The sequence below is a fragment of the Pseudonocardia sp. genome (genome assembly GCF_035305885.1).
In the GTDB taxonomy this organism is placed as follows: Bacteria; Actinomycetota; Actinomycetes; order Mycobacteriales; family Pseudonocardiaceae; genus Pseudonocardia.
On the sequence record NZ_DATGOP010000132.1, the window covers coordinates 34,199 to 59,280 of the forward strand.

General features: G+C 75.3%; 20 protein-coding genes. 5 read left to right on the forward strand and 15 right to left on the reverse strand.

Annotation, left to right across the window (positions count from 1 at the left end):
* Positions 1 to 75 precede the first annotated feature (75 nt).
* Together VKZ81_RS30370 and VKZ81_RS30375 are read left to right on the forward strand one after the other, a co-directional pair.
* A complete protein-coding gene (locus VKZ81_RS30370) occupies positions 76 to 3,147 on the forward strand; it encodes an ATP-binding protein (RefSeq protein WP_324245169.1) in 3,072 nt (1,023 codons plus the stop codon).
* A gap of 67 nt (positions 3,148 to 3,214) precedes the next feature.
* On the forward strand, positions 3,215 to 4,585 hold the full coding sequence (locus VKZ81_RS30375; RefSeq protein WP_324245170.1) for an FAD-binding oxidoreductase: 1,371 nt from the start codon (positions 3,215 to 3,217) through the stop codon (positions 4,583 to 4,585).
* Here VKZ81_RS30375 and VKZ81_RS30380 read toward each other — a convergent pair.
* Positions 4,569 to 5,276 (reverse strand): TetR/AcrR family transcriptional regulator, encoded by a 708-nt coding sequence (locus tag VKZ81_RS30380; protein ID WP_324245171.1) that lies wholly within the window; start codon positions 5,274 to 5,276, stop codon positions 4,569 to 4,571. The genes VKZ81_RS30375 and VKZ81_RS30380 overlap by 17 nt on opposite strands.
* Before the next feature lie 55 nt (positions 5,277 to 5,331).
* Here VKZ81_RS30380 and VKZ81_RS30385 point away from each other — a divergent pair, with 55 nt between their 5' ends.
* On the forward strand, positions 5,332 to 6,804 hold the full coding sequence (locus tag VKZ81_RS30385) for an FAD-dependent monooxygenase (protein WP_324245172.1): 1,473 nt from the start codon (positions 5,332 to 5,334) through the stop codon (positions 6,802 to 6,804).
* Here the strand turns inward: VKZ81_RS30385 and rimM are convergent.
* The 7 genes from rimM to VKZ81_RS30420 form a co-directional block, all read right to left on the reverse strand.
* Entirely contained in the window at positions 6,776 to 7,321 is a 546-nt protein-coding gene (rimM, locus tag VKZ81_RS30390; RefSeq protein ID WP_324245173.1) for a ribosome maturation factor RimM, read from the reverse strand. The genes VKZ81_RS30385 and rimM overlap by 29 nt on opposite strands.
* Positions 7,299 to 7,538 carry an RNA-binding protein gene (locus VKZ81_RS30395; protein WP_324245174.1) on the reverse strand — a complete coding sequence of 80 codons (240 nt, stop codon included), beginning with the start codon at positions 7,536 to 7,538 and terminating at the stop codon, positions 7,299 to 7,301. Before VKZ81_RS30395 ends, rimM begins: the two co-directional genes overlap by 23 nt.
* Positions 7,535 to 7,972, reverse strand: a complete 438-nt coding sequence (gene rpsP, locus VKZ81_RS30400; protein ID WP_324245175.1) for a 30S ribosomal protein S16 — start codon at positions 7,970 to 7,972, stop codon at positions 7,535 to 7,537. Before rpsP ends, VKZ81_RS30395 begins: the two co-directional genes overlap by 4 nt.
* Positions 7,973 to 8,135: 163 nt before the next feature.
* The gene (locus VKZ81_RS30405; protein ID WP_324245176.1) at positions 8,136 to 9,269 is read right to left on the reverse strand and encodes a CPBP family intramembrane glutamic endopeptidase; all 1,134 of its coding nucleotides are present in this window, start codon (positions 9,267 to 9,269) and stop codon (positions 8,136 to 8,138) included.
* A gap of 104 nt (positions 9,270 to 9,373) precedes the next feature.
* On the reverse strand, positions 9,374 to 10,450 hold the full coding sequence (locus VKZ81_RS30410) for an amidohydrolase family protein (protein WP_324245177.1): 1,077 nt from the start codon (positions 10,448 to 10,450) through the stop codon (positions 9,374 to 9,376).
* A gap of 3 nt (positions 10,451 to 10,453) precedes the next feature.
* The gene (gene ffh, locus VKZ81_RS30415; protein ID WP_324245178.1) at positions 10,454 to 11,986 is read right to left on the reverse strand and encodes a signal recognition particle protein; all 1,533 of its coding nucleotides are present in this window, start codon (positions 11,984 to 11,986) and stop codon (positions 10,454 to 10,456) included.
* 10 nt (positions 11,987 to 11,996) lie between these two features.
* Positions 11,997 to 12,815 (reverse strand): helix-turn-helix transcriptional regulator, encoded by an 819-nt coding sequence (locus VKZ81_RS30420; protein ID WP_324245179.1) that lies wholly within the window; start codon positions 12,813 to 12,815, stop codon positions 11,997 to 11,999.
* 103 nt (positions 12,816 to 12,918) lie between these two features.
* On the opposite strand from VKZ81_RS30420, the gene VKZ81_RS30425 reads away from it, so the two are divergent.
* Entirely contained in the window at positions 12,919 to 13,662 is a 744-nt protein-coding gene (locus tag VKZ81_RS30425; protein WP_324245180.1) for an SDR family oxidoreductase, read from the forward strand.
* Here the strand turns inward: VKZ81_RS30425 and VKZ81_RS30430 are convergent.
* The 7 genes from VKZ81_RS30430 to VKZ81_RS30460 form a co-directional block, all read right to left on the reverse strand.
* Complete coding sequence (locus VKZ81_RS30430) at positions 13,619 to 14,233, reverse strand: AAA family ATPase (protein WP_324245181.1); 615 nt, start codon at positions 14,231 to 14,233, stop codon at positions 13,619 to 13,621. The two genes, VKZ81_RS30425 and VKZ81_RS30430, sit on opposite strands and share 44 nt — an antisense overlap.
* A gap of 136 nt (positions 14,234 to 14,369) precedes the next feature.
* On the reverse strand, positions 14,370 to 16,730 hold the full coding sequence (locus VKZ81_RS30435; protein WP_324245182.1) for a [protein-PII] uridylyltransferase: 2,361 nt from the start codon (positions 16,728 to 16,730) through the stop codon (positions 14,370 to 14,372).
* A 95-nt stretch (positions 16,731 to 16,825) separates the two neighbouring features.
* On the reverse strand, positions 16,826 to 17,164 hold the full coding sequence (locus tag VKZ81_RS30440) for a P-II family nitrogen regulator (RefSeq protein WP_324245183.1): 339 nt from the start codon (positions 17,162 to 17,164) through the stop codon (positions 16,826 to 16,828).
* A gap of 2 nt (positions 17,165 to 17,166) precedes the next feature.
* Positions 17,167 to 18,504 (reverse strand): ammonium transporter, encoded by a 1,338-nt coding sequence (locus tag VKZ81_RS30445; protein WP_324245184.1) that lies wholly within the window; start codon positions 18,502 to 18,504, stop codon positions 17,167 to 17,169.
* Between the two features lie 148 nt (positions 18,505 to 18,652).
* Entirely contained in the window at positions 18,653 to 20,272 is a 1,620-nt protein-coding gene (ftsY, locus tag VKZ81_RS30450) for a signal recognition particle-docking protein FtsY (RefSeq protein WP_324245185.1), read from the reverse strand.
* 120 nt (positions 20,273 to 20,392) lie between these two features.
* Entirely contained in the window at positions 20,393 to 23,986 is a 3,594-nt protein-coding gene (gene smc, locus VKZ81_RS30455; RefSeq protein WP_324245186.1) for a chromosome segregation protein SMC, read from the reverse strand.
* A 45-nt stretch (positions 23,987 to 24,031) separates the two neighbouring features.
* Complete coding sequence (locus VKZ81_RS30460; RefSeq protein ID WP_324245187.1) at positions 24,032 to 24,322, reverse strand: acylphosphatase; 291 nt, start codon at positions 24,320 to 24,322, stop codon at positions 24,032 to 24,034.
* Positions 24,323 to 24,376: 54 nt separating this feature from the next.
* On the opposite strand from VKZ81_RS30460, the gene VKZ81_RS30465 reads away from it, so the two are divergent.
* Complete coding sequence (locus tag VKZ81_RS30465; protein WP_324245188.1) at positions 24,377 to 25,027, forward strand: CAP domain-containing protein; 651 nt, start codon at positions 24,377 to 24,379, stop codon at positions 25,025 to 25,027.
* Positions 25,028 to 25,082 lie beyond the last annotated feature (55 nt).

The window sequence follows — 25,082 nt, forward strand, 5'->3', positions numbered from 1 at the left end:
CTGCCCCGAACGGCCGTTGCCCCCGGGCCGCATCGGGAGTCCACTTGAGGCCCGCCCCGCTGCGAGGGACCCACCGTGCCCGCACCCGCCGCCCGGCCCGCCCGTCGTCGGCCGTCCCCGGACGCCGACCGCGCACGGGTCGTCATCCGCCTCCTCGGGGAGCCGGTCGCCACCGTCGACGGGCGTCCGCACCCCGAGCTCGCCGGGCCGCGCGCGCAACGGCTCCTCGCGCGGGTGGCGCTGGCCGGCGGCACCTGGGTGCCCCGCGACCGGCTCGCCGGCGAGCTGTGGCCCGACTCGTCCGCCGCGCAGGCCCGCACCAACCTGCGCAAGCTGCTGCACGACCTGCGCAAGGCGCTGCCGTGCCAGGTCTTGGAGACCGACGGCCCCGGGGTGCGCTGGCGCGACGCGGCCCTCGTGTGGCTCGACGTCGCGGCGTTCACCGACGCCGCCGACCGGGGCGAGGCCGACGCCGCGGTGCGCTGCTACGGCGGCGACCTGCTGCCGGCCTGCGACGACGAGTGGACCGTCGCCGTGCGCGAGCAGCTGCGCCGCCGTGCGGTCGAGCTGCTCGCGCGGCTCGCCGCACGGGCCGACGCCGAGCGGCGCGACGCGGACGCCGAACGGCACGCCCGCCGGCTGCTCGCGGTCGACCCGCTGCACGAGCCCGCCTGCCGACTGCTGATGGGCACGCTGGCTCGGCGGGGCGAGCGGAGCGAGGCGCTGCGTTGCCACGACCGCCTCGCCGCCGCCCTCGCCCGGGACCTGGGCGTCGCGCCCGAACCGGCCACGTCGGCGCTCGCCGCGCGGCTGCGCGGCCCGGGGGGCGACACCCGCCGCGGGCCGGTGCTCGTCGGCCGGGCGGCCGAGTTCCGGGCCGCCGAGGCGACGTGGCGAGACGCCGCCCGCGGGCGGGCGCGGCTGCTCCTCGTGACCGGCGAGCCGGGTATCGGCAAGTCGCGCCTGGTCGAGGAGCTGGCCCGCCGGGTGACCGCGGAGGGGCACGTGGTGGCCCACGGCCGGGCCTACGCGGCCGCGGGCGGCCCGCCGTGGGGACCGGTCATCGACTGGCTGCGGTGCGCCCCGGTGCAGGCGGGCCTCGACGCCGTCGGCGAGCCGTGGCGCACCGAGCTCGCCCGGCTGCTGCCCGAGCTCGGGCCCCCTCGGCGGCGGGCGGGCCCGTCCGCCGCCGAGGTCGGCCGCCGCCACCACCTCCTCGACGCCGTCCGCCACGCGCTGCTCGCCACCGCGCGACCGGTGCTGCTCGTCCTCGACGACCTGCAGTGGTGCGACACCGACACCCTCGAGCTCTGCAGCTACCTGGTGCAGAGCTCGCGGTCGGCGCCCCTGCTGGTCGCCGGGACCGTGCGGGTCGGCGACGCCGACGGAGCACGGGCCGCAGCGGGGCTGCGCGCGAACCTCGCGTCCCACGGCGCGTTCTCGACGATCGACCTCGGCCCGCTCGACCCGGCCGCGACCGCCGAGATGGCGGCGCTCGTCGAGGGCCGCCCGCTGGCGGCCGACGCGGCGGCACGGCTCTGGCGGGAGACGGAGGGCAACCCGCTGTTCGTCCTCGAGGCGCTCCGCGCCGGGTTCAGCCACACCCGCAGCGGGCGGATCGCGCTCACCCCGACCGTCCACGCCGTCATCACGGCGCGCCTGGACCGCCTCTCCCCCGGGGCGCGCCGGCTCGCCGAGGTCGCCGCGACGCTCGGCCGCGAGTTCTCCACGGCCGTGCTCGCCACCGCGGCGGGCCGGGAGGAGGACGAGCTCACCGACGACCTCGACGAGCTCTGGCGCCACCACGTCGTCCACGAGCGCGGACCGGCCTACGACTTCACCCACGACCGGCTGCGGGAGGTGACCGTCGAGCTGATCAGCCCGGCGCGGCGGCGCGCGCTGCACCGCAGGGCCGCCGCGGCCATCGAGGCGCACCACGCGGCCGACCTGGACCCGGTCAGCGCGCGCATCGCCGACCACTACGCCAGCGCCGGTCTCGACGCGCGCGCGGTCGAGGCGTACGAGCGGGCGGCGCGGCACGCCCGCCGCGTCTTCGCGCTCGACGACGCGATCGCGCTGCTCGAGCGCGCGTTGCTGCTGCTGGAGGAGTCGCCGCGGGGCGCGGCGCGCGACCAGGTGGAGCTGCGGCTGCGCTCGGCGCTCGGCGTGCCGTTGGTCGCCCGGCGCGGGTACGGCGCGCCGGAGGTCCTGCGCTGCTACGAGCGGGCGCTCACGCTGCACCGCAAGCTCGGCAGCCCGCCGGGGCCCGCCGTGCTGCGCGGGCTCGCGCTGCACGCCATCGGCACCGTCCAGCTCGACCGGGCCGTGGAGCTGGGTCGGGAACTGCTCGCGGACCCCTCCGACCGCACCGCCCGCACCGAGGGCTCGTACGTACTCGGCGTGACCGCGTTCTGGCGGGGCGAGTTCGCCGCCGCGGAACGCCACCTGCGCGACTCCATCGCCCGCTACCGGGTGGAGGACGCCCCCCTGCACATCGCGCGCTTCGCCCAGGACCCGCACGGCGTCTGCCTGTCCCGGCTCGCCCTCACCCACCTGTTCCGCGGGCGGGTCGCGACCGCCGGGTCGACGATGCGGGCCGCCCTGCGGGTGGCCGCGGAGCTCGACGACCCGATGACCACCGGCTACGTCCGCGCCTTCGACGCCATCCTCGCCGCCCTCCAGCCCGGGCTGCGCGACCTGCACGAAGCGGTCGCCGCGCTGGAGAGCGTCACGCAGGCGATGCACATCGGGTACTTCGAGATCGTGGCGCAGCTGCTGCACGGCTGGCTCGACGTGCTCGACGGCGACCCGAGCGGCGTCGCGGCGATCCGGGAGAGCGTCGACCGGCTGCGGGCCGAGCAGCCGCTGCACCTCAGCCTCGCGCTGCTGCTGCGGGCGCGCGCCCACCTGCTCGCGGGCGACGCGGCCGCCGGCCGGGCAGCCACCACCGAGGCGGTGCGCCTCAGCGAGGCGAGCGGCCAGCGCTACCTGCTGCCCGAGCTCCTCCGCGTCGACGCCGAGCTGCGCGCGCTCGCCGGCGACCGGACGGGCGCCGTCCGCAGCGCCGACCTGGCCGTCGAGACGGCCGCGGCGCTCGCCGCACCGTGGCTGCGCGAACGCGCCGCCGCGACCCGCGGCCGCCTGTAGATCGGGAACGCTGCGGGAACGCCGCATCCGGCATGGTCGCCGCCCGTCGAAGGAGCAGGAGGGGACCATGACCACGATCGCCGAGCTGCGCGAACAGGTGCGCGGACCCGTCGTCGAGCCGGGCGAGGACGACTACGAGGAGCTGCGCCGCGTCCACAACGGGGTGCACGACCGCAGGCCCGCGCTGATCGTCCGCGCCACGTCGACCGCCGACGTCGTCGCCACCGTCAACCACGCCCGCGAGGCCGGGCTCGACCTCGCCGTCCGCGGCGGCGGGCACAGCGCACCCGGCTTCGGGACCTGCGACGGCGGAGTGGTGCTCGACCTGTCGCTGATCAACAACGTGTTCGTCGACCCCGTGCGCAAGACCGCCCGCACCGGCGGCGGCGCGACGTGGGGCGATTTCAACCACGCCACCCACGCCTTCGGCCACGCCACCACCGGCGGCATCATCTCGACCACCGGCGTGAGCGGCCTGACGCTGGGCGGCGGGGTCGGCTACCTCGCGCGCGGCTGCGGGCTGACGTGCGACAACCTCGTCTCCGCCGAGGTCGTCACCGCCGACGGGCGGATCCTCGTCGCGAGCGAGACCCAGAACGAGGACCTGCTGTGGGCGCTGCGCGGCGGGGGCGGCAACTTCGGGGTGGTCACCTCGTTCGAGCTCGGACTGCACGACGTCGGCACGATCTACGGCGGCCCGCTGCTGTACGAGGTCGAGGACGGGCCCGCGGTGATGCGGGCCTACGACGAGTACATCCAGCAGGCCCCCGAGCAGCTCGGGGCGTTCTTCGGCTGGCAGATGGCGCCGCCGCTGCCGTTCATCCCCGAGGACCGGCACGGGGACATGTTCTGCGTGGTGGTCACGTGCTGGAGCGGCCGGCCCGAGATGGGCGAGCAGGCGATCAAGCCGTTCCGCGACGTGGCCGAGGTCAAGGCCGAGCTCGTCGGCCCGATGCCCTACCCGGCGCTCAACTCCGCGTTCGACGGCCTGTTCCACAAGGGGATGCGCCAGTACTGGAAGGCCGACTACGTGCTCGACCTGCCCGACGAGGCGATCGCGGCGCACGTGGAGCACGGGCCGCCGACACCGAGCCTCTCCTCGACGATGCACCTCTACTCCATCAACGGGACGCCCTCACGCGTCGGCCCGGAGGAGACGGCGTTCGGCCACCGCGACGCGCGGTACGTGATGGTCATCGGCGCGTTCTGGGACCCGCCGGTCGAGGACGACGCGGCCATCCGATGGGTGCGGGACTACTACGACGCCGTCCACCCGTTCTCGGGGACCGAGGGCGGCTACATCAACATGCTGTCGGAGGACGACGACCGCGTGGCGCAGAACTACGGGCGCAACTACGAGCGGCTGCAGCAGGTCAAGGCCACCTACGACCCGGACAACCTCTTCCACCTCAACCAGAACATCACCCCGGCCCGCTGACCGGGCCGAGCGTCCCCGCGATCCCGTCCAGCAGCCAGTCGAGGATCCGCTCGAACGACTGCGGGGCGGGGTCGTGGCGGCTCGGGTCGTTCACCCAGCGGATGAAGTGCGGGTAGCGGCCCTCCTGCGTGATCCGCTGGAGGTACGGCCGGGCCGCCTCGGTGAGGTCCGCGTCGGAGGCGAACCCGGCCCGCTCGCGCATCGCCCGTTCCTCGAGCAGCGCGAGACCGGAGCCGAACACGTGACCCAGCACCGTGTTGATCGCGCCCATCCGCTCGGCGGCCGACAGGTCGAAGCCGTCCAGCGCGGCGAGCGCCGCGTCGTAGACCGCGAGCGCGTGCGGCCCCAGGGGCGGCCGGCTGAACGCGAGCCGGGCGAACCACGGGTGCCGCTGCACGGCCGCCCAGCCGGAGCACCCGAGCCCGCGCAGGCTCGTGCGCCACTCCCCCGCCGGGACGGTGATCTCGCCGTACACCTCGTCGACCATCAGGTCGATCAGGCCGTCCTTGCTGCCCACGTAGCGGTACAGCGACATCGGCGTGCTCGAGCCCACCCGCGCGGCGACCGCACGCATCGTGACCTCGCCGCGGACGTCCTCGTCGGCCAGCGCGATCGCGGCCGCCACGATGCGTTCCCGGCTGAGCTGCTCGCCCCGCGGCGGCGCCGGATCGTCGAACCACACGAGGCCCATTGCCGCATGGTACGGGGGCGTGTACAACGTACACGTGAATGTACAACGTACACAGGTGTTGGTCGTCGGCGGCGGGCTCGTCGGTCTCACGGCCGCGCTGGTGCTGCGCCACCACGGCGTCGACGTCACGCTCGTGGAGCGGCACCGGACGTGCTCACCGCAACCCAAGGCGCGGCGGCTGCACTTCCGGAGCATGGAGGTCTTCCGCGAGCTCGGCCTCGCCCCGGCCGTGCACGAGGCCGCGCGCGACCTCGCCGGCCACGACCACATGGCGGTCGGCCGGACGCTCGCGGAGGCCGAGCGGCTGCCGCTGTGGCAGCCGCCCGGCGGGCCGGTACCGGAGGTGGGGCCGGAGCCGCCCTGCCTCGTCGCGCAGGACGTGCTCGAACCGGTCCTGCGCGCGGCCGCCCGGGACGCGGGCGCCGACGTGCGGTTCGGCACCGCGCTCACCGGCTTCGCCCAGGACGCCGACGGGGTCGTCGCGGACCTGGGGGGACGACCGCTGCGGGCCGAGTACGTCGTCGCCGCGGACGGGGCGCGCAGCGGGGTGCGCACGGCGCTGGGCATCAGGCGGTCGGGCCGCGGCGCGGTCGGGGAGCCCGCGGTCAGCATGTACTTCCGGGCCGACCTCGCCTCGGTCGTCCGCGGCCGGGAGTTCAACCTCTGCACGATCCAGCACCCCGAGGCGACCGGCACGCTCGCGTCCGTCGACGGCCACTCGCGCTGGGTGTTCATGGCCGCGAGCGGGCGGACCGACCGGGACTGGCCTGCGGTGCTGCGCACGGCCCTGGGCGTCGCGGTCCCGGACCTCGAGGTGCTCAGCGTGCTGCCGTGGAGGGCCGAGATGCTCGTCGCGGACCGCTACTCCGCGGGGCGCGTCCACCTCGCGGGCGACGCGGCGCACGTCATGCCGCCCTACGCCGCGATGGGCGCCAACACCGGCATCTCCGACGCCCACGAGCTCAGCTGGAAGCTCGCCGCCGTGCTCTCCGGTGACGCGGCGCCCGCGCTGTTGGACACCTACGACGCCGAGCGGCGGCCCGCCGGGTGGTTCGCCGCCGACCAGTCGGCGCGCCGCGCAGACCAGATGTCCGGCGCCGCGGGCGACCCGGGCCTCGCGCACCCGCTCGTGCTGGTGGCGGGCGGGTTCCAGTACACCGACGGCGCGCTGTGCCACGACGGCGCGCCCGACCCGGAGCCGGTCGGCGAGTTCGCGCCCGCCGGGCGGGTGGGGACGCGGGTGCCGCACCGCTGGCTCGACGCCGCGCGCACGCGCTCGACGCTGGACCTGGCCGGGCCTGGTTGGGCGGTGCTCGTCTCCGGGGACCCGCGGCCATGGGAACGGGCGGCGGGCGGGATGGCGGTGCAGCGGCTCGACGCCGACTTCCTGCCGGACGGCACCGGCCTGCTGCTGCGCCCCGACGACGTGGTGGCCTGGCGGGGCACCGATCCGGAGGCGCCGGCGCGGGTGCGGCGCGGGATCCTGCGGGCCGCGCCGGTCAGTCCAGCAGGCCCTCGGGTGGGGTGAGGACGACCCGCCCGGCCCCCAGGTCGACGGTGGGGACGATGGCCGTCACGAAGGGCACGAGCGCGTCGGAGCGGCCCTCGCGCGCCACGACGAGCATGTCGCCGCCGGGACCGATGAGGACGTCGCGGACCGTGCCGACGACGGTGCCGTCCTCCAGCTCGACCCGCAGGCCCTCCAGCTGGTGGACGTGGAACTCGTCCTCGTCCTCCGGCGGCGCGATGGCGTCGGCGCGGACGAGCAGCCGGGTGCCCCGCAGCCCCTCCGCCGCGGTGCGGTCCCGCGCCTCGGCGAACCGCACGAGCAGCCGTCCGGAGTGCGGGCGCGCCGACTCGACGGTCAGGGTGCCCGCGGGCTCCCCCGGCCGCTGCGCGATGAGCGAGTTGCCCGGCGCGAACCGCTCGTCGGGCGAGTCGGTGTGCACCTCCACGACGAGCTCGCCGCGCAGCCCGTGCGGCCGCACGGCGATCCCGACGAGGTACTCGGCCCCGGAGCCGCTACCGGTCGGTGTCGACGACATCCACGCGAACGCCCCGCCCACCGATGCCGCCGACGACGGTGCGCAGGGCGGTGGCGGTACGGCCGCCGCGGCCGATCACCTTGCCGAGGTCGTCGGGGTGGACCCGGACCTCGAGGGTGCGGCCGCGGCGGGTGGTGACGAGCTCCACCTGCACGTCGTCCGGGTGGTCGACGATGCCCCGGACGAGGTGCTCGAGAGCGTCCGCCAGGACGCTCACGATTCTGAGGAGGCCTCGGAGGCCTCCGCCTCGCCCTTCGCGCGGCGGTCGCTCTTCTTCTTGGGCGTGGTGGCCTCGGTGGTGGGCTCCTCGTTGGCCGCCGCCAGCGCCGCCTGGAAGCGGGCCAGCTTGTCGACCTTCTCCGGCTGCGGCTTGAGGCTGCCCTCCGCACCGGGCAGGCCCTTGAACTTCTGCCAGTCGCCGGTGATCTCGAGCAGGTGGCGGACGGGCTCGGTGGGCTGCGCGCCCACACCCAGCCAGTACTGCGCCCGGTCCGAGTCGATCTCGATCAGGCTCGGCTCGCTCTTCGGGTGGTACTTGCCGATCGTCTCGATCGCCCGGCCGCTGCGGCGGGTGCGGGCGTCGGCGACGACGACGCGGTAGTACGGCTGGCGGATCTTGCCCAACCTCATCAGCTTGATCTTGACGGCCACGCTGGTCGGTGCTCCTCGCGGATCGTGTGTTTCGGGTGAGTCCGCGCGGCTCGCGTGGGGTTACGGGCTGCGCATTACTCGACGTGTGTGTCCGCGGCAACGGTAGAGGGCCAGCCGCGGGACCGATCGGCCATTCTGCCAGACGCGTTCGCGGGACGGGCGGTCAGCCCATCGGAATGACACCCAGCAACCCGAGCATGAGCGCGATGCCGGGCAGGAGGTTGTTGACCTGGTGGGCGACGATGCTCGCCAGCAACCGCCCGGTGTAGAGCCGCGCGATGGCGATCGGGATGGCCACGACGACCAGCAGCGGGGTGCGGGTCGGCTCGAGGTGGGCGATCGCGAAGATCACCGTGCTGACCACCATCGCCACCCAGCGTCCCGCGATCTTCTCGAGCCCGCCCCAGAGCAGGCCGCGGTAGAGGATCTCCTCGCAGAGCGGCGCGACGACCACGACGGTGAGCAGCACCAGCACCGCGAGGCCCGGACCGGCCCTGATCCCGCTGAACTCCGCGCCCACCGCGGAGGTGGCGTCCTCGCCGACGATCGCGACGTAGACGAACGACGCCGGGATCGTCAGCGCCAGACCGCCGAAGCCGAAGGCCAACCCGAGCCCCAGGTCGCGCCACGACCACACGAGGCCGAGGTCCACGCGCGGGCCGTTGCCGCGCAGCCGGGTCGCCACCAGCGCGGTGGTCGCGGCGAGCACCGTGGGGACGCCGAGCGCGACGAGCAGCGTGGTGGCCGTCTGGGGCGTACCGCTGAGCATCATGTAGAAGCCCAGCGCCAGCGAGCACGCCATGAACACCGCCCACGCCAGGAGGAACGCCCCCAGGCCCCAGCGGTGCGTGCGGGAGGTGTCCGGGGCGGCCCAGGACCAGCGGGCCGGCCTGCGGCCGATCGACGGCGCCGGGTGCGGGCCGAACTGCGGGTGGGGCGCGGGCGGGTACGGGCCCGGCGGGTACGGCCCGGGTGGGTAGCCGCCTTGCGGGTACGGGCCCGGCGGGTACGGCCCGGGCGGGTAGCCGCCTTGCGGGTACGGACCGGGTGGAGGCGGGTACGCGCCCTGCGGGTACGGCTGGCCCGGGGCAGGGGGCGGCGGCCACCCGGGGTAGCCCTGCTGCTGCGGCCCGGGACCGCCGGTCCCCGGCGCTCCCGGGGGCGCGGGTGGCGTGGCGCCGGCGACCTCCTGGTCGGACGGGTGCGCCGCGGGAACGTCGGCGGCGGTCTCCTCGCTCCTCGAGCCGGGCCCGGGCTCCTCCGACCCTGGTCGACCGTCCCTCTGCAGCGCTCCCACGGCCCCGACGCTACCGGCCGACCGAAGCGCGCGCCGCTCACCCACCCGCGTGCGCCCGCGCACCGGTGGGGTTCGTCACGTCCTCGGACACGGTCGTGACCCCGCTACCGCCCCGCCGGGACCGGCCGGCCCCGAAGCACCACGAGGGCGGGTTCGTGCAGCACCGACAGGTCGGTGCGCGGGTCGCGGTCGTACACGACGAGGTCGGCGCGGGCGCCGTGCTCCAGCCCGGGCCGGCCGAGCCAGGCCCGGGCGGCCCAGCTCGCGGCGCCGAGCGCGTCGGCGGCGGACAGGCCCGCGCGGTGCAGGGCGATCACCTCGTCGGCGATGCGGCCGTGGGCGATGCCGCCGCCCGCGTCGGTGCCCGCGTACACGGGCACGCCCGCCTCGACCGCGCGGCGGACCGTGTCGTAGGCGCCCGCGTACAGCCGCCGCATGTGGTCGGCGTAGGTGGGGTACCGGCTCGCCTGGTCGGCGATGCCCGGGAAGTTCTCGACGTTGATCAGGGTGGGCACGAGCGCGGTGCCGCGCTCGGCCATCTCGGCGATGAGATCGTCGGTGAGCCCGGTACCGTGCTCGATGCAGTCGATCCCGGCGCGAACCAGCCCGGGGATCGCGGCCGCGCCGAACACGTGCGCCGTGACCCGCGCCCCGGCCCGGTGGGCGGCGTCGACCGCCGCCGCGAGCACGTCGTCGGGCCACACCGGGGCGAGGTCGCCCACGGAGCGGTCGATCCAGTCGCCGACGAGCTTCACCCATCCGTCGCCCGCGGCGGCCTGCTCGGCCACGACGTCGGGGAGCAGCGCCGGGTCGTCGAGCTCGAGCGCCATGTTCGGCAGGTACCGCTTCGGGCGGGCGAGGTGCCGCCCGGCGCGGATGATCTCCGGCAGGTCGGCGCGGGTCTGCAGGGGCGTGGTGTCGACGGGCGAGCCGCAGTCGCGGATCAGCAGGGTGCCCGCGTCGCGGTCGGTGCGGGCCTGCACCTCGGCCTCGTCCAGCGAGACCCCGCCTGCGGAGCCGAGCCCGATGTGGCAGTGGGCGTCGACCAGGCCCGGCACGATGAAGCCGCCGTCGACGAGGGTCTCCGCGCCCTGCGCCGGCTCGGCGAGCCGGCCGGAGGCGTCGACGAACAGCTCGACGGTGTCCTCACCGGGCAGCAGCACCCCGCGGAGGCGGTACAACGGCTACTTCCCCTTCGGGAACTTGAGCTTGCTCGGGTCGAACCCGGGCGGCAGCTGGTCCAGGCCGGGCGGGAGCTCGCGCAGCGACGGCGGCAGCCCGGACAGGTCGGGCATCCCGCCACCGCCGAACGGCAGGCCGGCGCGGGCGGGCGTGGGGCCGCGCCCCTTCGCCTTGCCCTTCTTGCCCTTGCGGCCCTTGTTCTGCTTCTTCGTGGCGCTGCGGCCGCCGAAGCCGAACTGCCCGGCCATCTGCTTCATCATCTTCCGGGCCTCGAAGAACCGGTTGACGACGTCGTTGACCTCGGCGACCGTGACCCCGGAACCGTTGGCGATGCGCAGCCGCCGCGACCCGTTGATGATCTTCGGGTTGGCCCGCTCCTCGGGCGTCATGCCGCGGATGATCGCCTGCAGCCGGTCGAGGTGCTTGTCGTCGACCTGGGCGAGCGCGTCCTTCATCTGCCCGGCGCCCGGCAGCATCCCGAGGATGTTGCCGATGGGGCCCATCTTGCGCACCGCGAGCATCTGCTCGAGGAAGTCGTCGAGGGTGAGCTCGCCGGTGGAGATCTTGGCCGCGGCCTTGGCCGTCTGCTCCTGGTCGAACGCCTGCTCGGCCTGCTCGATGAGCGTGAGCAGGTCGCCCATCCCGAGGATGCGGCTCGCCATCCGGTCCGGGTGGAAGACGTCGAAGTCGGCGAGCTTCTCCCCGTTGGACGCGAACAGGATCGGCTGGCCGGTGACCTCGCGGACCGACAGCGCCGCACCGCCTCGGGCGTCGCCGTCGAGCTTGGTGAGCACCACGCCGGTGAAGCCGACGCCGTCGCGGAACGCCTCGGCCGTGGCCACGGCGTCCTGACCGATCATGGCGTCGACGACGAACAGGATCTCGTCGGGCGAGACGGCGTCGCGGATGTCGGCGGCCTGCCGCATCATCTCCTCGTCGACGCCCAGGCGGCCCGCGGTGTCGACGATGACGATGTCGTGGAGCTTGTCGCGGGCGTAGGCCACGCCGCGGCGCGCGACGTCCACCGGGTCGCCGACCCCGTTGCCGGGTTCGGGTGCGAACGTGGTGGCGCCGGCCCGCTCGCCGACGATCTGCAGCTGGTTGACGGCGTTGGGCCGCTGGAGGTCGCAGGCCACCAGCAGCGGCGTGTGGCCCTGGTTCTTCAGCCAGAGCGCGAGCTTGCCCGCCAGCGTCGTCTTACCGGAGCCCTGCAGACCGGCGAGCATGATCACCGTCGGCGGCTCCTTGGCCAGCCGGATGCGCCGCGTCTCGCCGCCGAGGACGCTGATGAGCTCCTCGTTGACGATCTTGACGACCTGCTGGGCCGGGTTCAGCGCACCCGAGACCTCCGCGCCCTTCGCGCGCTCCTTGACCCGCGCGATGAACCCGCGGACCACGGGCAGCGCGACGTCGGCCTCCAGCAGCGCGATGCGGATCTCACGCGCCGTGGCGTCGATGTCGGCGTCGGAGAGCCGCCCCTTGCCCCTGAGGTTGGCGAGGGTGCCGCTGAGGCGCTCGGAGAGGGTGTCGAACACCTCTCCAACCCTACTGGCGCGCCGCGAGGCGCTGCAGGGCCGCCAGTGCCTCCGCCGACGGCGACCCCGGATCGGCGAAGTACGTGATCAGCATCTGGCCGGGAGCGCTCGTCACCGCGAAGGTCTCCCACCGCACGGTCACCTCGCCGACGGTGGGCGAGACCACGCGCTTGGCCCCGGTGGACTTGGCGCGCACGTCGTGGCGGGCCCACAGCTTCCGGAACCCCGGGCTCTTCACCGAGAGCTCGCCGACCAGCGCGACCAGCCGCGGGTCGTCCGGCGCGGCCGCCGCCGACGCGCGCAGGGCGGCGACCGTCTCGGCCGCCACCTCGGCCCAGTCCGGGTACAGCTCGCGCGCGGCGGGGTCGAGGAACACCTGGCGGACGACGTTGCCGTCGCCGGGGACGCCCCCGCACAGCAGCTCGGCCTCCCGGTTGTGGGCCAGCACGTCCATGCACCGACCGAGGACGAACGCCGGCACGCCGCGCATCGCGTCGAGCAGCCGGACGATCTCCGGCGCCACCCGCTCCGGCTCCCGGCGGGTGCGCCGCCGCGGACGGGGCGGTGGCTGCGCCAGCGACGCCAGGTAGGCGGTCGACTCCTCGTCGAGGTCGAGCACCCGGGCCAGGGCCGCCACGACCTGCGGGGAGGGGTGCCGGTCCCGGCCGCGCTCCAGGCGCAGGTAGTACTCGGCGCTGATGCCGGCGAGCATCGCGACCTCCTCGCGCCGCAGCCCGGGCACGCGGCGACGGCCCACCGGCAGGCCGTGGTCCTCCGGGCGCGTCAGCTCCCGGCGGGCGCGCAGGAACTCGCCCAACAGGTTCGGCACGGACCCCACGGTATGCCCGCCGCGCAGGCGAGGGGAGGTCCCGCGACTACCCCCATCGGTGGGGCCTCCCCCTGGCCACGTCGGTGCGCACAGCCTCGACGCCATGACCTACGACCTCACCGGACGAACCGCCGTCGTCACCGGCGCCAGCAGCGGGATCGGCGCCGCCACGGCGCGGGCGCTGGCCGCGGCGGGCGGCCGGGTCGCCGTGCTCGCCCGCCGCGTCGAGCGGATCGAGTCCCTCGCGAAGGAGATCGACGGGCTCGCCGTGCCCGCCGACGTGACCGACCCCGAGAGCATCGCGACCGCCGCCGCCGCGATCCGGACCGAGCTCGGCCGCCCCGACCTCGTCGTCGCCAACGCAGGTGTGATGAACGGTGCCCCGTTCGCCACCGCCGAACCCCGCGAGTGGTCGGCCATGGTGGACACGAACCTCACCGGTCTGATCCACACCGGCAGGGCGTTCGTCGACGACCTCCTCGCGGCCGCCGCCGACGGCGGACCCGCCGACCTGGTGCACGTCGGTTCGATCGCGAGCCACGAGGTGTTCCCCGGCTACGCCGTCTACGCCGCGACGAAAGCGGGCGTGGCGGCGCTGACCCGGGGCCTGCGCCGCGAGCTGGGACCGCGCGGGGTGCGCGTGCGCGCCGTCGAACCGGGGCTCACCGAGAGCGAGCTCGGGGAGACGATGCTCGACGCGGAGGGCCGCGCGGCGCTCGAGCAGATCCGGCGCGAAGTGGGGCCGATCCCGGCGAGCGACGTCGCCGACACCATCTGTTGGTCGGCCGCGGCGCCGGCCCGGCTCAACGTCGCGCAGCTGATCGTGCTGCCGACCACCCAGGGCTGACGTCCACCTCGATCGCGGGGCCGACGTCCAACCGCAGGCCCCCGCGCGCGGCCTCCCGGTCGAGCACGGTGATGCTGCGCCACCCCTGGGGCGGGTCACCGAGGAGCTCGGCCGCGGTGCGCTCGGCGTGCCGGGCGTGGTTGCTGAACGACGCCTCCGGCACCACGCGGCCGCGCTCGTACTGGGCCCGCCGGGCCTCCGCCGCGTCGGCGTGCAGCCACAGCAGGTGGGCGTCGCGCCGGGTGAGGGCCGCGAGGCGGGCCATCGCGGCGCGCGTGCCCGGCTGGGTGGCCGGCAGGTGCACGACGACGGTGGGGGTGGCCGACAGCGCCGCCCGCACCACGGCCATGCGGTGCGCGAGGTGCACGACCGGGCGCAGCCAGGCGTAGGGCACGGCATCCGCGATCGGCCGCAGGGCGGCGCGGTGCGCCTCGGAGTCGAGGACGGTCAGCCCGTCGGCCGGCGGCAGGCTCGCCAGCAGCGTGGACTTGCCTGCGCCCGGCAGGCCGGCCACCAGCAGCAGCGTGCGTCCCGGCAGGGCGAGCCGCACCGGCGGTGTCGCGGTGGTCACGCACCGCCAACGTGCGATTCGGGCGCTTCGTTCCACCTCGCGAACCGCGCCCGGTACCGCAGCGCGCGACTCGCGAACACCCAGCCCGCGACTCGCGAACACCCACACCGCGACTCGCCGACACCCAGCGCAGTGGTCAGCCGGCCGCGGCGAGCACCGCCTCCTCGATGCGGCGCCGCTCGGCGAGCCCGAGCTTGCCCCTGCCGTCGGCGCTGGCGAGACCGAACGCGTCGACCACGGAAGCCCCCAGCGTCGACGCCTTGGCCCACCGGACGTCGGCCCCGCACTCCTCCAACGCGGCCGCGACCCGGTGCAGCAGCCCGATCCGATCGGTGCTGCGCAGCTCGAGGACGACGGAGCCGGTGGCCTCGTCGTCGAACCACAGGACCCGCGACGGGGCGGGCGGCTCGACCGCGGGGCCGCGCGGGGCGTAGTCGCGCTCCTTGCGGGCGAGCGCCTCGGGCAGCTGGAGGCTGCCCTCGAGCACCCGGGTGAGGTCCGAGCGCAGCAGGGCGGGGTCGGGCAGGCCGCCGAACCGCGGCGAGACGGTGAAGGTGAACACCGCGACGTCGCCGAGCGTGGCGAGCTCCGCGGCGTGGACCTCCAGCGAGTGCAGGGCGAGCACGCCCGCAGCCGCGGCGAGCGAGCCGATCCGGTGCGGCACGGCCACGACGACGACCGCCGGGTCGCCCTCGTCGAGGCGCACCTGCGCCCGCCCGTCGGCCTCGACGGTCCTGGCCAGCGCGGTGGCGGTCTCCGACGGCGGGGTGGGACCGGGCAGGGCCTCGCCGGCGAGGACGGCGCGGCAGCGGTTGGCGAGGTCGTGGATGAGCGTCCGCTTCCACGGGCTCCACACGCCGGGGCCGGTGGCGAGCGCGTCGGCCTCGGCGAGCGCCTCCAAGAGCTCCAGCAGGACGACGTTGCCCTCGAGCGTGTCGACGACGCGGGTGACCGTGGCCGGGTCCTCGAGGTCGCGCCGCGTGGCGGTGTGCGGCAGCAGGAGGTGGTGGCGGACCATCCGTCCCAGCAGGGCGACGTCCTCCTCGGGGAAGCCGAGCCGGTGCCCGATCTGCACGGCGAGCGACTCCCCCACCTCGGAGTGGTCACCCCCGCGCCCCTTGCCGATGTCGTGCAGCAGCGCGCCGACGAGCAGCAGGTCGGGCCGGGCGACGCGCGTGGTGAGCCGGGCGGCGTGCGCGCAGGCCTCGACCAGGTGCCGGTCGACGGTCCACACGTGCGCCCGATCCCGGGGCGGCAGGTCGCGCACCGCCCCCCACTCGGGGAACAGCCGCCCCCACAGCCCGGTGCGGTCCAGCGACTCGACCACATCGACCAGCGGGCGGCCGGTGCCGAGCAGCGACAGCAGCTCACCGAGGGCCGCCCGCGGCCACGGGGCCCGCAGCTCCGGCGCGGTGTCGGCGAGCCGGTGCAGGGTGCCCGCCGCGATCGGCAGGCCGGTGCGCGCGGCCGTGGCGGCCACCCGCAGCACGAGGGCGGGGTCACGGGCCGCGGAGGCGTCGCGGGCGAGCGCCACCTCGCCGATGTGCTCGACGACGCCGGTGTCCAGGGGGCGGCGGACGGGTGGGCGACGCAGCGCGGCGAGCCCGCGCCGGGGCAGGGCGTTGCGGGCCGAGCGCAGCCCGACCTCGGCCGCGAACGCGACCGACCGGGCCGCACCGGAGAGCGCGCGGGCGAGTTCGAACCGGTCGGAGATCTCCAGTGCGGCGGCCACCTCGTCGGCGTCCTGGGCGTGCAGGACCTCCCGGGCCCGCCCCGCGAGCCGGTGCAGCTCGGTGCGGACGTCGAGCAGGAGCGTCCGGGCCGCCTGCACGTCCGCGGCGGGCCGGTCGATGAGCTGGGCCGCGGCGAGCGCGTCGATGAGCTGGATGTCACGCAGGCCGCCGTGGCCGTGCTTGAGGTCGGGTTCCACCCGGTGGGCGACGTCACCGACCTTGCGCCACCGTTCCTGGGCGCTCTCGGCGAGCTCGTCGAAGCGGCCGCGGATCCCGGCCCGCCACGACTGGCGCACCGCCGCGCGCACCTTCTCCGACAGCGCCGGGTCGCCCGCGATGTGCCGGGCCTCGAGCAGCCCGAGCGCGGCCCGCAGGTCGGTGGCGGCCACCTGCACGGCCTGGCCGGGTGTCCGGACGGAGTGGTCCAGCCCGATGCCGGCGTCCCACAGCGGGTACCAGAGCTCCCGCGCCAGCCGGTCGATGTCCTTGCGGCCGTCGTGCAGCAGCACCAGGTCGAGGTCCGACCACGGCGCGAGCTCCCGGCGGCCCAGCGCCCCCACCGCCACGAGCGCCGCCCGCTCGGTGAGGCCGATGGCGGCGGCCCGCGAGGAGAGCCAGAAGTCGTGCAGGTCGACCAGCGCCGCGCGCAGCGCCTCCGGCCCGAGCCTGCGCTTCCCCGCGCCTTGCTCCAACAGAACGGCTTTTGCCCGGGCCAGGTCCCCCGCGTCCCCCGACGGCGCGGCCACGGCACCCACTACCCGCATCTCCCCTTACATCTGTGATTGCCCGGAACGACGCATGGTGGCCCCACCCCGGAAGGGCCGGAGCGGAGCCACCATGCCGAGAAAGAGAAGGCGCGTCAGACCGCGTCGGCCCCGCGCTCGCCGGTGCGGACCCGGATCACGGTCTCCACGGGCGTGACCCACACCTTGCCGTCCCCGATCTTTCCGGTGCGCGCCGCCTCGACGATGGCGTCGACCACCTTGTCGGCGTTGGTGTCGTCCGCGACGACCTCCACGCGCACCTTGGGCACGAAGTCCACGGAGTACTCCGCACCCCGGTAGACCTCGGTGTGGCCCTTCTGCCGGCCGTAGCCCTGCACCTCGCTGACCGTCATGCCGAGCACGCCGATCTGCTCGAGCGCACCCTTGACGTCCTCCAGCACGAACGGCTTGACGATCGCCGTGACGAGCTTCATGCTCACGCCTCCTTACCGGCTGCTGCCGGGACGTTCCCGGCGGGGGCCGCCGCGGTCTCCGGGCGGGCCGAGCCCAGGCCGGAGAGGCTGCGGTGGCTGGAGAAGTCGTAGCCGGTCTCCGCGTGCTCGACCTCGTCGACGCCGGTGGCCTCCTCCTCGGCGGTGACCCGCAGCCCGAGGGTCGCCTTGACGATGTAGGCGAGGACGAGCGACACGACGAACGTGTAGACCATCACGGCGACCGCACCGACGACCTGGCGCCACAGCTGGTCGACCCCGCCGCCGTAGAACAGGCCGGCGACGGCGGCGGGCGAGCCCGGGTCGGCGAACAGGCCGATGAGGACGGTGCCCACGAGGCCACCGACCAGGTGGACGCCCACGACGTCGAGCGAGTCGTCGTAGCCGAAGCGGAACTTGAGGCCGACCGCGAGGGCGCAGAGCACGCCGGCGATGAGGCCGATCGCGATCGCGCCCAGCGGGGACACCGACGAGCAGGACGGGGTGATGGCGACCAGGCCGGCCACGATCCCGGACGCGGCGCCCAGGCTGGTGGGCTTGCCGTCGCGGATCCGCTCGGTGATCAGCCAGCCCAGCATGGCCGCGCAGGTCGCGACGATCGTGTTGACCAGCGCGAAGGCCGCGGTGCCGTTGGCACCCGCCGCCGAGCCGGCGTTGAACCCGAACCAGCCGAACCACAGGATGCCCGCGCCGAGCATGACCAGCGTGAGGTTGTGCGGCCGCATGGGCTCACGCGGCCAGCCCGCCCGCTTGCCGACCACGATGGCGAGCGCGAGGGCGGCCGCACCGGCGTTGATGTGGACGGCCGTGCCACCGGCGAAGTCGACCACGGCGAGGTCGTTGGCGATCCACCCGCCGACGACCCCGGCCTCGTCGTCGCTGAACGCGAACACCCAGTGCGCAACCGGGAAGTAGACGATGGTCGCCCACAGGCCCGCGAACAGCAGCCACGGGCCGAACCGCATGCGGTCGGCGACCGCACCCGAGATCAGGGCCACGGTGATGATCGCGAACGTGGCCTGGAAGCCGACGAAGAGCAGCGCGGGGATCGTGCCCGCCATCGGGTAGACGCCGGCTTCGTAGTCACCGACGAACAGGCCCCGCAGCCCGATGTACTCGAACGGGTTGCCGAGCAGGCCGCCGCCCACGTCGTTGCCGAACGCGATCGAGTAGCCGTACAGCGCCCACAGGATGCCGATGAGCCCGATGGAACCGAAGCTCATCATCATCATGTTCAGCACGCTCTTGCTGCGGACCATGCCGCCGTAGAACAGCGCCAGGCCCGGTGTCATGAACAGCACGAGCGCGGTGCTGGCCAACATCCAGGCGGTATCGCCGGTATCGAGCACGTCAACTCCTTCCCGAGTGGTGCGGGAAGCATCGGATCGACGTGTTTCGAGCACCGGCGCCTGCTGTTTCCGGAACGTGAACGAGCCGCGCCCGGGTGTTACATCAACGTGACGCGGCTGGTCACCGGTCCAGCAGGGCGTCGACGAAGGCGGCCGGCTCGAACGGAGCGAGGTCGTCGGGGCCCTCGCCGAGGCCGACGAGCTTCACCGGAACGCCCAGCTCGCGCTGCACCCGGAAGACGATGCCGCCCTTGGCGGTGCCGTCGAGCTTGGTCAGCACGATGCCGGTGACCTTGACGACGTCGCCGAACACCCGGGCCTGGGTGAGCCCGTTCTGGCCGGTGGTGGCGTCCAGGACGAGCAGGACCTCGTCCACCTCCGCCTGCCGCTCGACCACGCGCTTGACCTTGCCCAGCTCGTCCATGAGCCCGGTCTTGGTGTGCAGGCGGCCCGCGGTGTCGAGCAGGACGGCGTCGGCGCCTTCCTCGGTGCCCTGCTTGACCGCGTCGAAGGCGACGCTCGCCGGGTCGGCGCCCTCGGGACCGCGCACGACCGTGGCGCCCGCCCGCTCGCCCCAGGTGGCGAGCTGCTCGGCGGCGGCGGCGCGGAAGGTGTCCGCGGCGCCCAGCACCACGCGCCTGCCGCCCGCGACCAGCACGCGGGCGAGCTTGCCGGTGGTGGTGGTCTTGCCGGTGCCGTTGACCCCGACGACGAGCACGACCGCCGGGCGGCCGTCGTGCGGCAGGGCGCGCACCGCGCGGTCGGCGTCGGTGTGCAGCGCGTCGGTGAGGACCTCGCGCAGCAGCTGCCGGGCCTGGTCGGCCGAGCGGACCGCGCGGGCGGCCAGCTCCGTGCGCAGGGTCTCGACGAGCTCGAGCGTCATCTCCGGGCCGAGGTCGGCCTGCAGGAGCATCGTCTCGACGTCCTCCCAGGACTCCTCGTCCAGCTCGCCGGCGCCGAGGAGGCCGAGCAGGCCCTGCCCGAAGCTGCTGCGGGAGCGGGCGAGGCGGCCGCGGAGGCGTTCGAGCCGCCCCTCCGCGGGGGCGATCTCCGGGGCGGCCGGGGCGGCGGGCGCGGCACCGTTCGTGTCGGCCGGGGCCGGCACGCTGGGAGCGGTCTCCGCAGGCGGAACCGCGGTGGCCGTGCCGGTCCCGTTGGGGCCCCGTTCCCCCTCGTCCGGCCGGGCGGCGGGCGCGGCCGGGGCGGTGTCGGTCGGGGCGGTGTCGGTGGGAGTGGTCTCGGTCGGCGCGGTGTCGGCGGGCGCGGTCTCGGCGGGCGCAGCCTCGGCGGGTGCGGTGTCGGCCGGCGCGGCATCGGTCGGTGCCGGCTCGGTGGGGGCCGGCTCGGTGGGGGCCGGCTCGGTGGGCGCCGTGTCGGTGGGCGCCGTGCTGGTGGGCGCCGTGCCGGTCGGGGCGGCGTCCTCGGCGCGCGGCTTCTCGGGGGCCGGGGCGGGCGGCCGCATGAACACCGTGTCGTCGACGGTGGGCTTCGGCGCAGGTGGCGCGGCCGGCTCCTCCGGGGGCGCTTCCGCGGTGTCCGTGCCGCCCGCGAACGAGATCCCGCCCGAGGCCTGGTAGCTGCCGCCGCGGCGGGGCGGGGCGGTGTCCGTGCCGCGCTCGACCTGCTCGGCCTCGCGGAGGCTGATCCGGCGCCGGTTGCGCAGCACCAGCCCGAGCGCGACTGCGATGATCACGATCGCCACGACGACCGCGACGAGGATCCAGAGGGTCTGCGTGGTCACCGCTCCAGCCTGTCACGCCCGCCGCGCCGGCGAGCGCGGGGCCGGACCCGCCGCCACCTGGACGAACGGGCCGCTGGTCCGATGGCGCGTCGCGCTGCTCCGCTCGCGTGATGCCCGCGGTCAGCTCGCGGCGCGCAGCCGCTGGCTGACCACGGTGGTGATGCCGTCGCCACGCATGCTCACGCCGTAGAGCGCGTCGGCGACCTCCATCGTCGGCTTCTGGTGGGTGATCACGATGAGCTGGCTGGTCTCCCGCAGCTCCTCGAGCAGCGAGATGAGCCGGCGCAGGTTGACGTCGTCGAGGGCGGCCTCGATCTCGTCGAGCACGTAGAACGGCGACGGACGGGCCCGGAAGATCGCCACCAGCAGGGCCATCGCGGTGAGCGACCGCTCGCCGCCGGACAACAGCGACAGCCGTTTGACCTTCTTCCCCGGCGGGCGGGCCTCGACCTCGATGCCGGTGGTGAGCATGTCGTCGGGGTCGGTGAGCACGAGCCGCCCCTCGCCGCCGGGGAACAGCGTGCGGAAGACGATCTCGAACTCGCGGGCGACGTCGTGGTAGGCCGTCGTGAAGACCTCGAGGATCTTGTCGTCGACCTCGCGGACGACCGTGAGCAGGTCGCGGCGGGTGTTCTTGAGGTCCTCGAGCTGGGTGGACAGGAACCGGTAGCGCTCCTCCAGCGCGGCGAACTCCTCGAGCGCGAGCGGGTTGACCTTGCCGAGCATCGCGAGGTCCTTCTCCGCGCGCTGGGCCCGCCGCTCCTGGGTGCCGCGGTCGTAGGGCATCGGCGGCGGCTCGACGACGTCCTCGCCGCGTTCCTTGGCCGCCTCGTACTCGGCCATCTCGGTGGCCGAGGGCGGAACGGGGACGTCGGGGCCGTACTCGGCGATGAGGTCGTCGACGCCCAGGCCGTACTCGGCGAGCACCTTCTCGGTGAGCTGTTCGAGCCGCATCCGGTTCTGGGCGCGCAGCACCTCGTCGCGGTGGACGGCGTCGGTGAGCTTGTCCATCTCCGCCGACAGCCGCTGCGTGGCGAGCCGGGCCTCGCCGAGGGCGCGCTCGCGGGCGTCGCGGGCGGCCGCGGCGGCGTCGCGCTCCGCGGCCGCGGCGGCGAGCGACTCGGCGATGCGGGCGCTTGCGATCTCACCCGCCTCGACGACGCGGCGGGCGATCCGCGCGCTGCGCTCGCGCGCCTCCCGGGCGGCCGCGGCGCGCGCCCGCGCCTGGCGCTCCGACGCCGCCTGGCGGCGCAGCGACTCCGCGCGGCCAGCGATCGCCCGCGCCCGCTCCTCGGCGGTGCGCAGCGCCAGCCGGGCCTCGACCTCCGCGGCCCGGGCGGCGGCCACCGCCTCGGCGGCGGCGTCACGCACCTCGGTGTCGGGCTCCTCCTCGAGCGGTTCGTCCTCCGCCCTGGCCAGCTGCTGTTCTGCGGCCTCGAGCGCGAGCAGGGCCTCGGAGCGGCGGGCCTCCACCGCGTCGCGGCGCTCGCGCAGCCGCTGCGCCTCGGCGGTGGCCGACCGGACGGCCTGCTCGAGGCGCCCCAGCTGCGCGGCCGCGGCGGCCCGGCGCGACTCGGCCTGCTGCTGCACCTGCTTCGCCGCCTCGACGTCGGCGAGCCGGGCGGCCTCCTCCGCGCGGGCGCCCTCCAGCGCGGGGCGCAGGCGGGCGAGCTCCTCCTCGACGGCCTCGCGGCGCTCGACGGCCTCGTTGACCGCGGCCTGCACGTCGAGGGCGCTCGACGCGGTGCCGGACCCGCCGGTGGCGCGGGCGGCGCCGAGCACGTCGCCGTCGCGGGTGACGGCGGTGAGGTCGGGGTGCGCGGCGATCACGGCCTTCGCGGCGGCGAGATCGTCGACGACGACGACGCCGCGCAGGAGCCGGGCGATGGCGCCGGCGACCTGGGGTTCGGCGGTGACGAGGTCGAGCGCCCAGCGGCCGGCGGGCGGCTCGCCGGGTTCAGGAATGCCACTTCCCTGAAGCGCAGCTTCCTGGATGTGGCTTTCCTGAAGTAGCGAGCCCACCACCAGCGAGGCGCGCCCGGCGTCCTTGGCCCTCAGCAGCTCCAGCGCCGCCACCGCCGCGTCGGGCGACTCGACGGCGAGCGAGTCGGCCAGCTCGCCGAGCGCGGCGGCGACCGCGGTACGGGCCTCGGGCTCGACCGTGAGCAGGCCGGAGAGCGGACCCAGCACGCCGTCGGTGCCGACGAGCTCGCCGGAGCCGTCGCGGCGGGCGAGGCTCACCGACAGCGCGTCGACCCGGGCCCGCCAGTGCGCCCGCTGCTGCTCCAGCTCCCGTTCGCGGGCGACCAGCTCGGCCACCCGCTCGCGGGCGGTGCGGTGGGCCTCGGTGGCGGCGGCGATCCGCTCCTCGATGCCGGAGTCGCCCTCGTCGAGCGCGCCGAGCTCGTCGCGGGCCTGCTCCAGCTCGGCGGTCGCGGCCTCGGTGCGCTCCTGGGCCTCGGCGAGGGCCTCCGACAGCCGCTCGATCTCGTCGGCGGTGGCGGCGGCGCCGCTGCGCAGGGCCTCGGCGCGGCCGGCGAGGGTGGCGATGCCGGCCTTGCGGTCGGCGAGCGCCCGGACCGCGGCCATGTGGGCGCGCTCGGCGGCGGCGAGGGTCTTCTCGTGCTCGGCCCGCTCCTCGAGGATCTCCGACAGCCGCCGCCGGGCCTCGGCGACGGCGGCCACCAGCTCGGCCTCCTCCTCGGCGACGGCGTCGGCCTCGGCCTCGAGCTCGTCGGGGTCGCGGCCCGGCGTGCGCTCCTGCGGCTCGGCGAGGTGGCGGGTGCGCTCCTGGGCGAGCCGTACGGTGCCCGCGAGCCGCTCGGCGAGCGCCGAGAGCTTGTACCAGGTGTCCTGAGCGGCGGCGAGCCGCGGCGCGTCCTGCGCGAGGGCGGCCTCGAGCCGCTCCTGCTCGACGCGCGCCGCCGCCAGCTGCTCCTCCACCTCGGCGCGCCGGGCGCGGGCGCTGGCCTCGTCGGCCTCCTCGCGCGCGAGCTGCGTGCGCACCGCGACGATGTCGTCGGCTGCGAGCCGCAGCCGGGCGTCGCGCAGCTCGGACTGCACCGCCTGCGCCCGCCGCGCGATCTCCGCCTGCCTGCCCAGCGGCTTGAGCTGGCGGCGCAGCTCCGCGGTGAGGTCGGTGAGCCGCGTGAGGTTGGCCTGCATCGCGTCGAGCTTGCGGAGCGCCTTCTCCTTGCGCTTGCGGTGCTTGAGGACGCCCGCGGCCTCCTCGATGTAGGCGCGGCGGTCCTCCGGCTTGCTCTGCAGCACGGAGTCCAGCTGCCCCTGCCCGACGATGACGTGCATCTCCCGGCCGATGCCGGAGTCCGACAAGAGCTCCTGGATGTCGAGCAGCCGGCACGAGTTGCCGTTGATCTCGTACTCGCCGGCGCCGTCACGGAACATCCGGCGGGTGATCGACACCTCGGAGTAGTCGATCGGCAGGGCGCCGTCGGAGTTGTCGATCGTGAGCGTGACCTCGGCGCGGCCGAGCGGGGCGCGGGCCGACGTGCCGGCGAAGATGACGTCCTCCATCTTGCCGCCGCGCAGCGCCTTGGCGCCCTGCTCGCCCAGGACCCAGCTGATCGCGTCGACGACGTTGGACTTGCCCGACCCGTTCGGCCCGACGACGCACGTGATGCCCGGCTCCAGCCGAAGCGTCGTGGCCGAGGCGAAGGACTTGAAGCCCTTCAGCGTCAGGCTCTTCAGGTGCACGGGCGGAGCTCTCCAAAGACCGGGAACAGTCGGTCGAGGCTACCGCTAGCGCTCTTCGAACCCCCGCAGGCCGCCGCGTGCCTCGCCCCATTGTTCGACGACGCGGTCGACACGTCCCGGAGTCGAACCACTACGCAGCGCATCCAGAAGTAACTCACACGAGTGACGTTGACCTTCGGCGACGATCACGACGCGGCCGTCCGGGAGGTTGCGCGCGCTGCCGACGAGACCGAGTTCGAGGGCGCGAGAACGGGTCCACCAGCGGAAACCGACGCCCTGTACGTGGCCGTGCACCCAAGCCGTGAGCCGAACCGCCTCATCGCTGCGGGTGATCACGAACTGCTAGCTTACCCGTTCGTGCCCCCCAACCGGTCTAACGCGGGTGCGCAGATGCTCGCGCTCGCCACCGGCGTCGTGCTGGTCGCAGGGGTCGCCGTGGCGACCTTCACCGACGAGGTCGCGCCCCTCGACGCGCGCACCGACATCACGGCGGCGACGGACGCCGACGTGGTGGCCAGGGCGGCGCAGGTGGACGACCGGCCGCCGCCCACGGAGATCTCGACCATCCACGCGTACGCGTCCGTTCCCGGCGCGACCGCGGGGGAACCGCCCGACGCCCCCGACCCGAAGCCGGCGGCACCGGCCGCACCCGCGCCGCAGCGGGCGCCGATCAGGGTGTCCGGGGCGATCGCCGAGGTGATCGCGCTGACCAACCAGCGCAGGCGCGAGGCCGGCTGCCGCGACCTCGTCCCCGACGCCCGCCTCACGCGCGCGGCGCAGGCGCACGCCAACGACATGCACAAGAACAACTACTTCGAGCACGTGAGCCGGGACGGGCGGCGCTTCGAGCAGCGGGTGCGCGCGGCGGGCTACCCCCGGCCGGGCGCCGAGAACATCGCCAAGGGGCAGACCAGCGCGAAGCAGGTCGTGCGGGAGTGGATGGCGTCGCCGTCGCACCGCTCGGCGATGCTCACCTGCTCGTTCACGACGATCGGCGTCGCGCGCTCGGGCAACTACTGGGTGCAGGAGTTCGGCAAGTAGCCCCCGCCGGTCCCCCGGTGGGACGGGCCGTGCCGGCGCCCCCGACGTGCCGGCA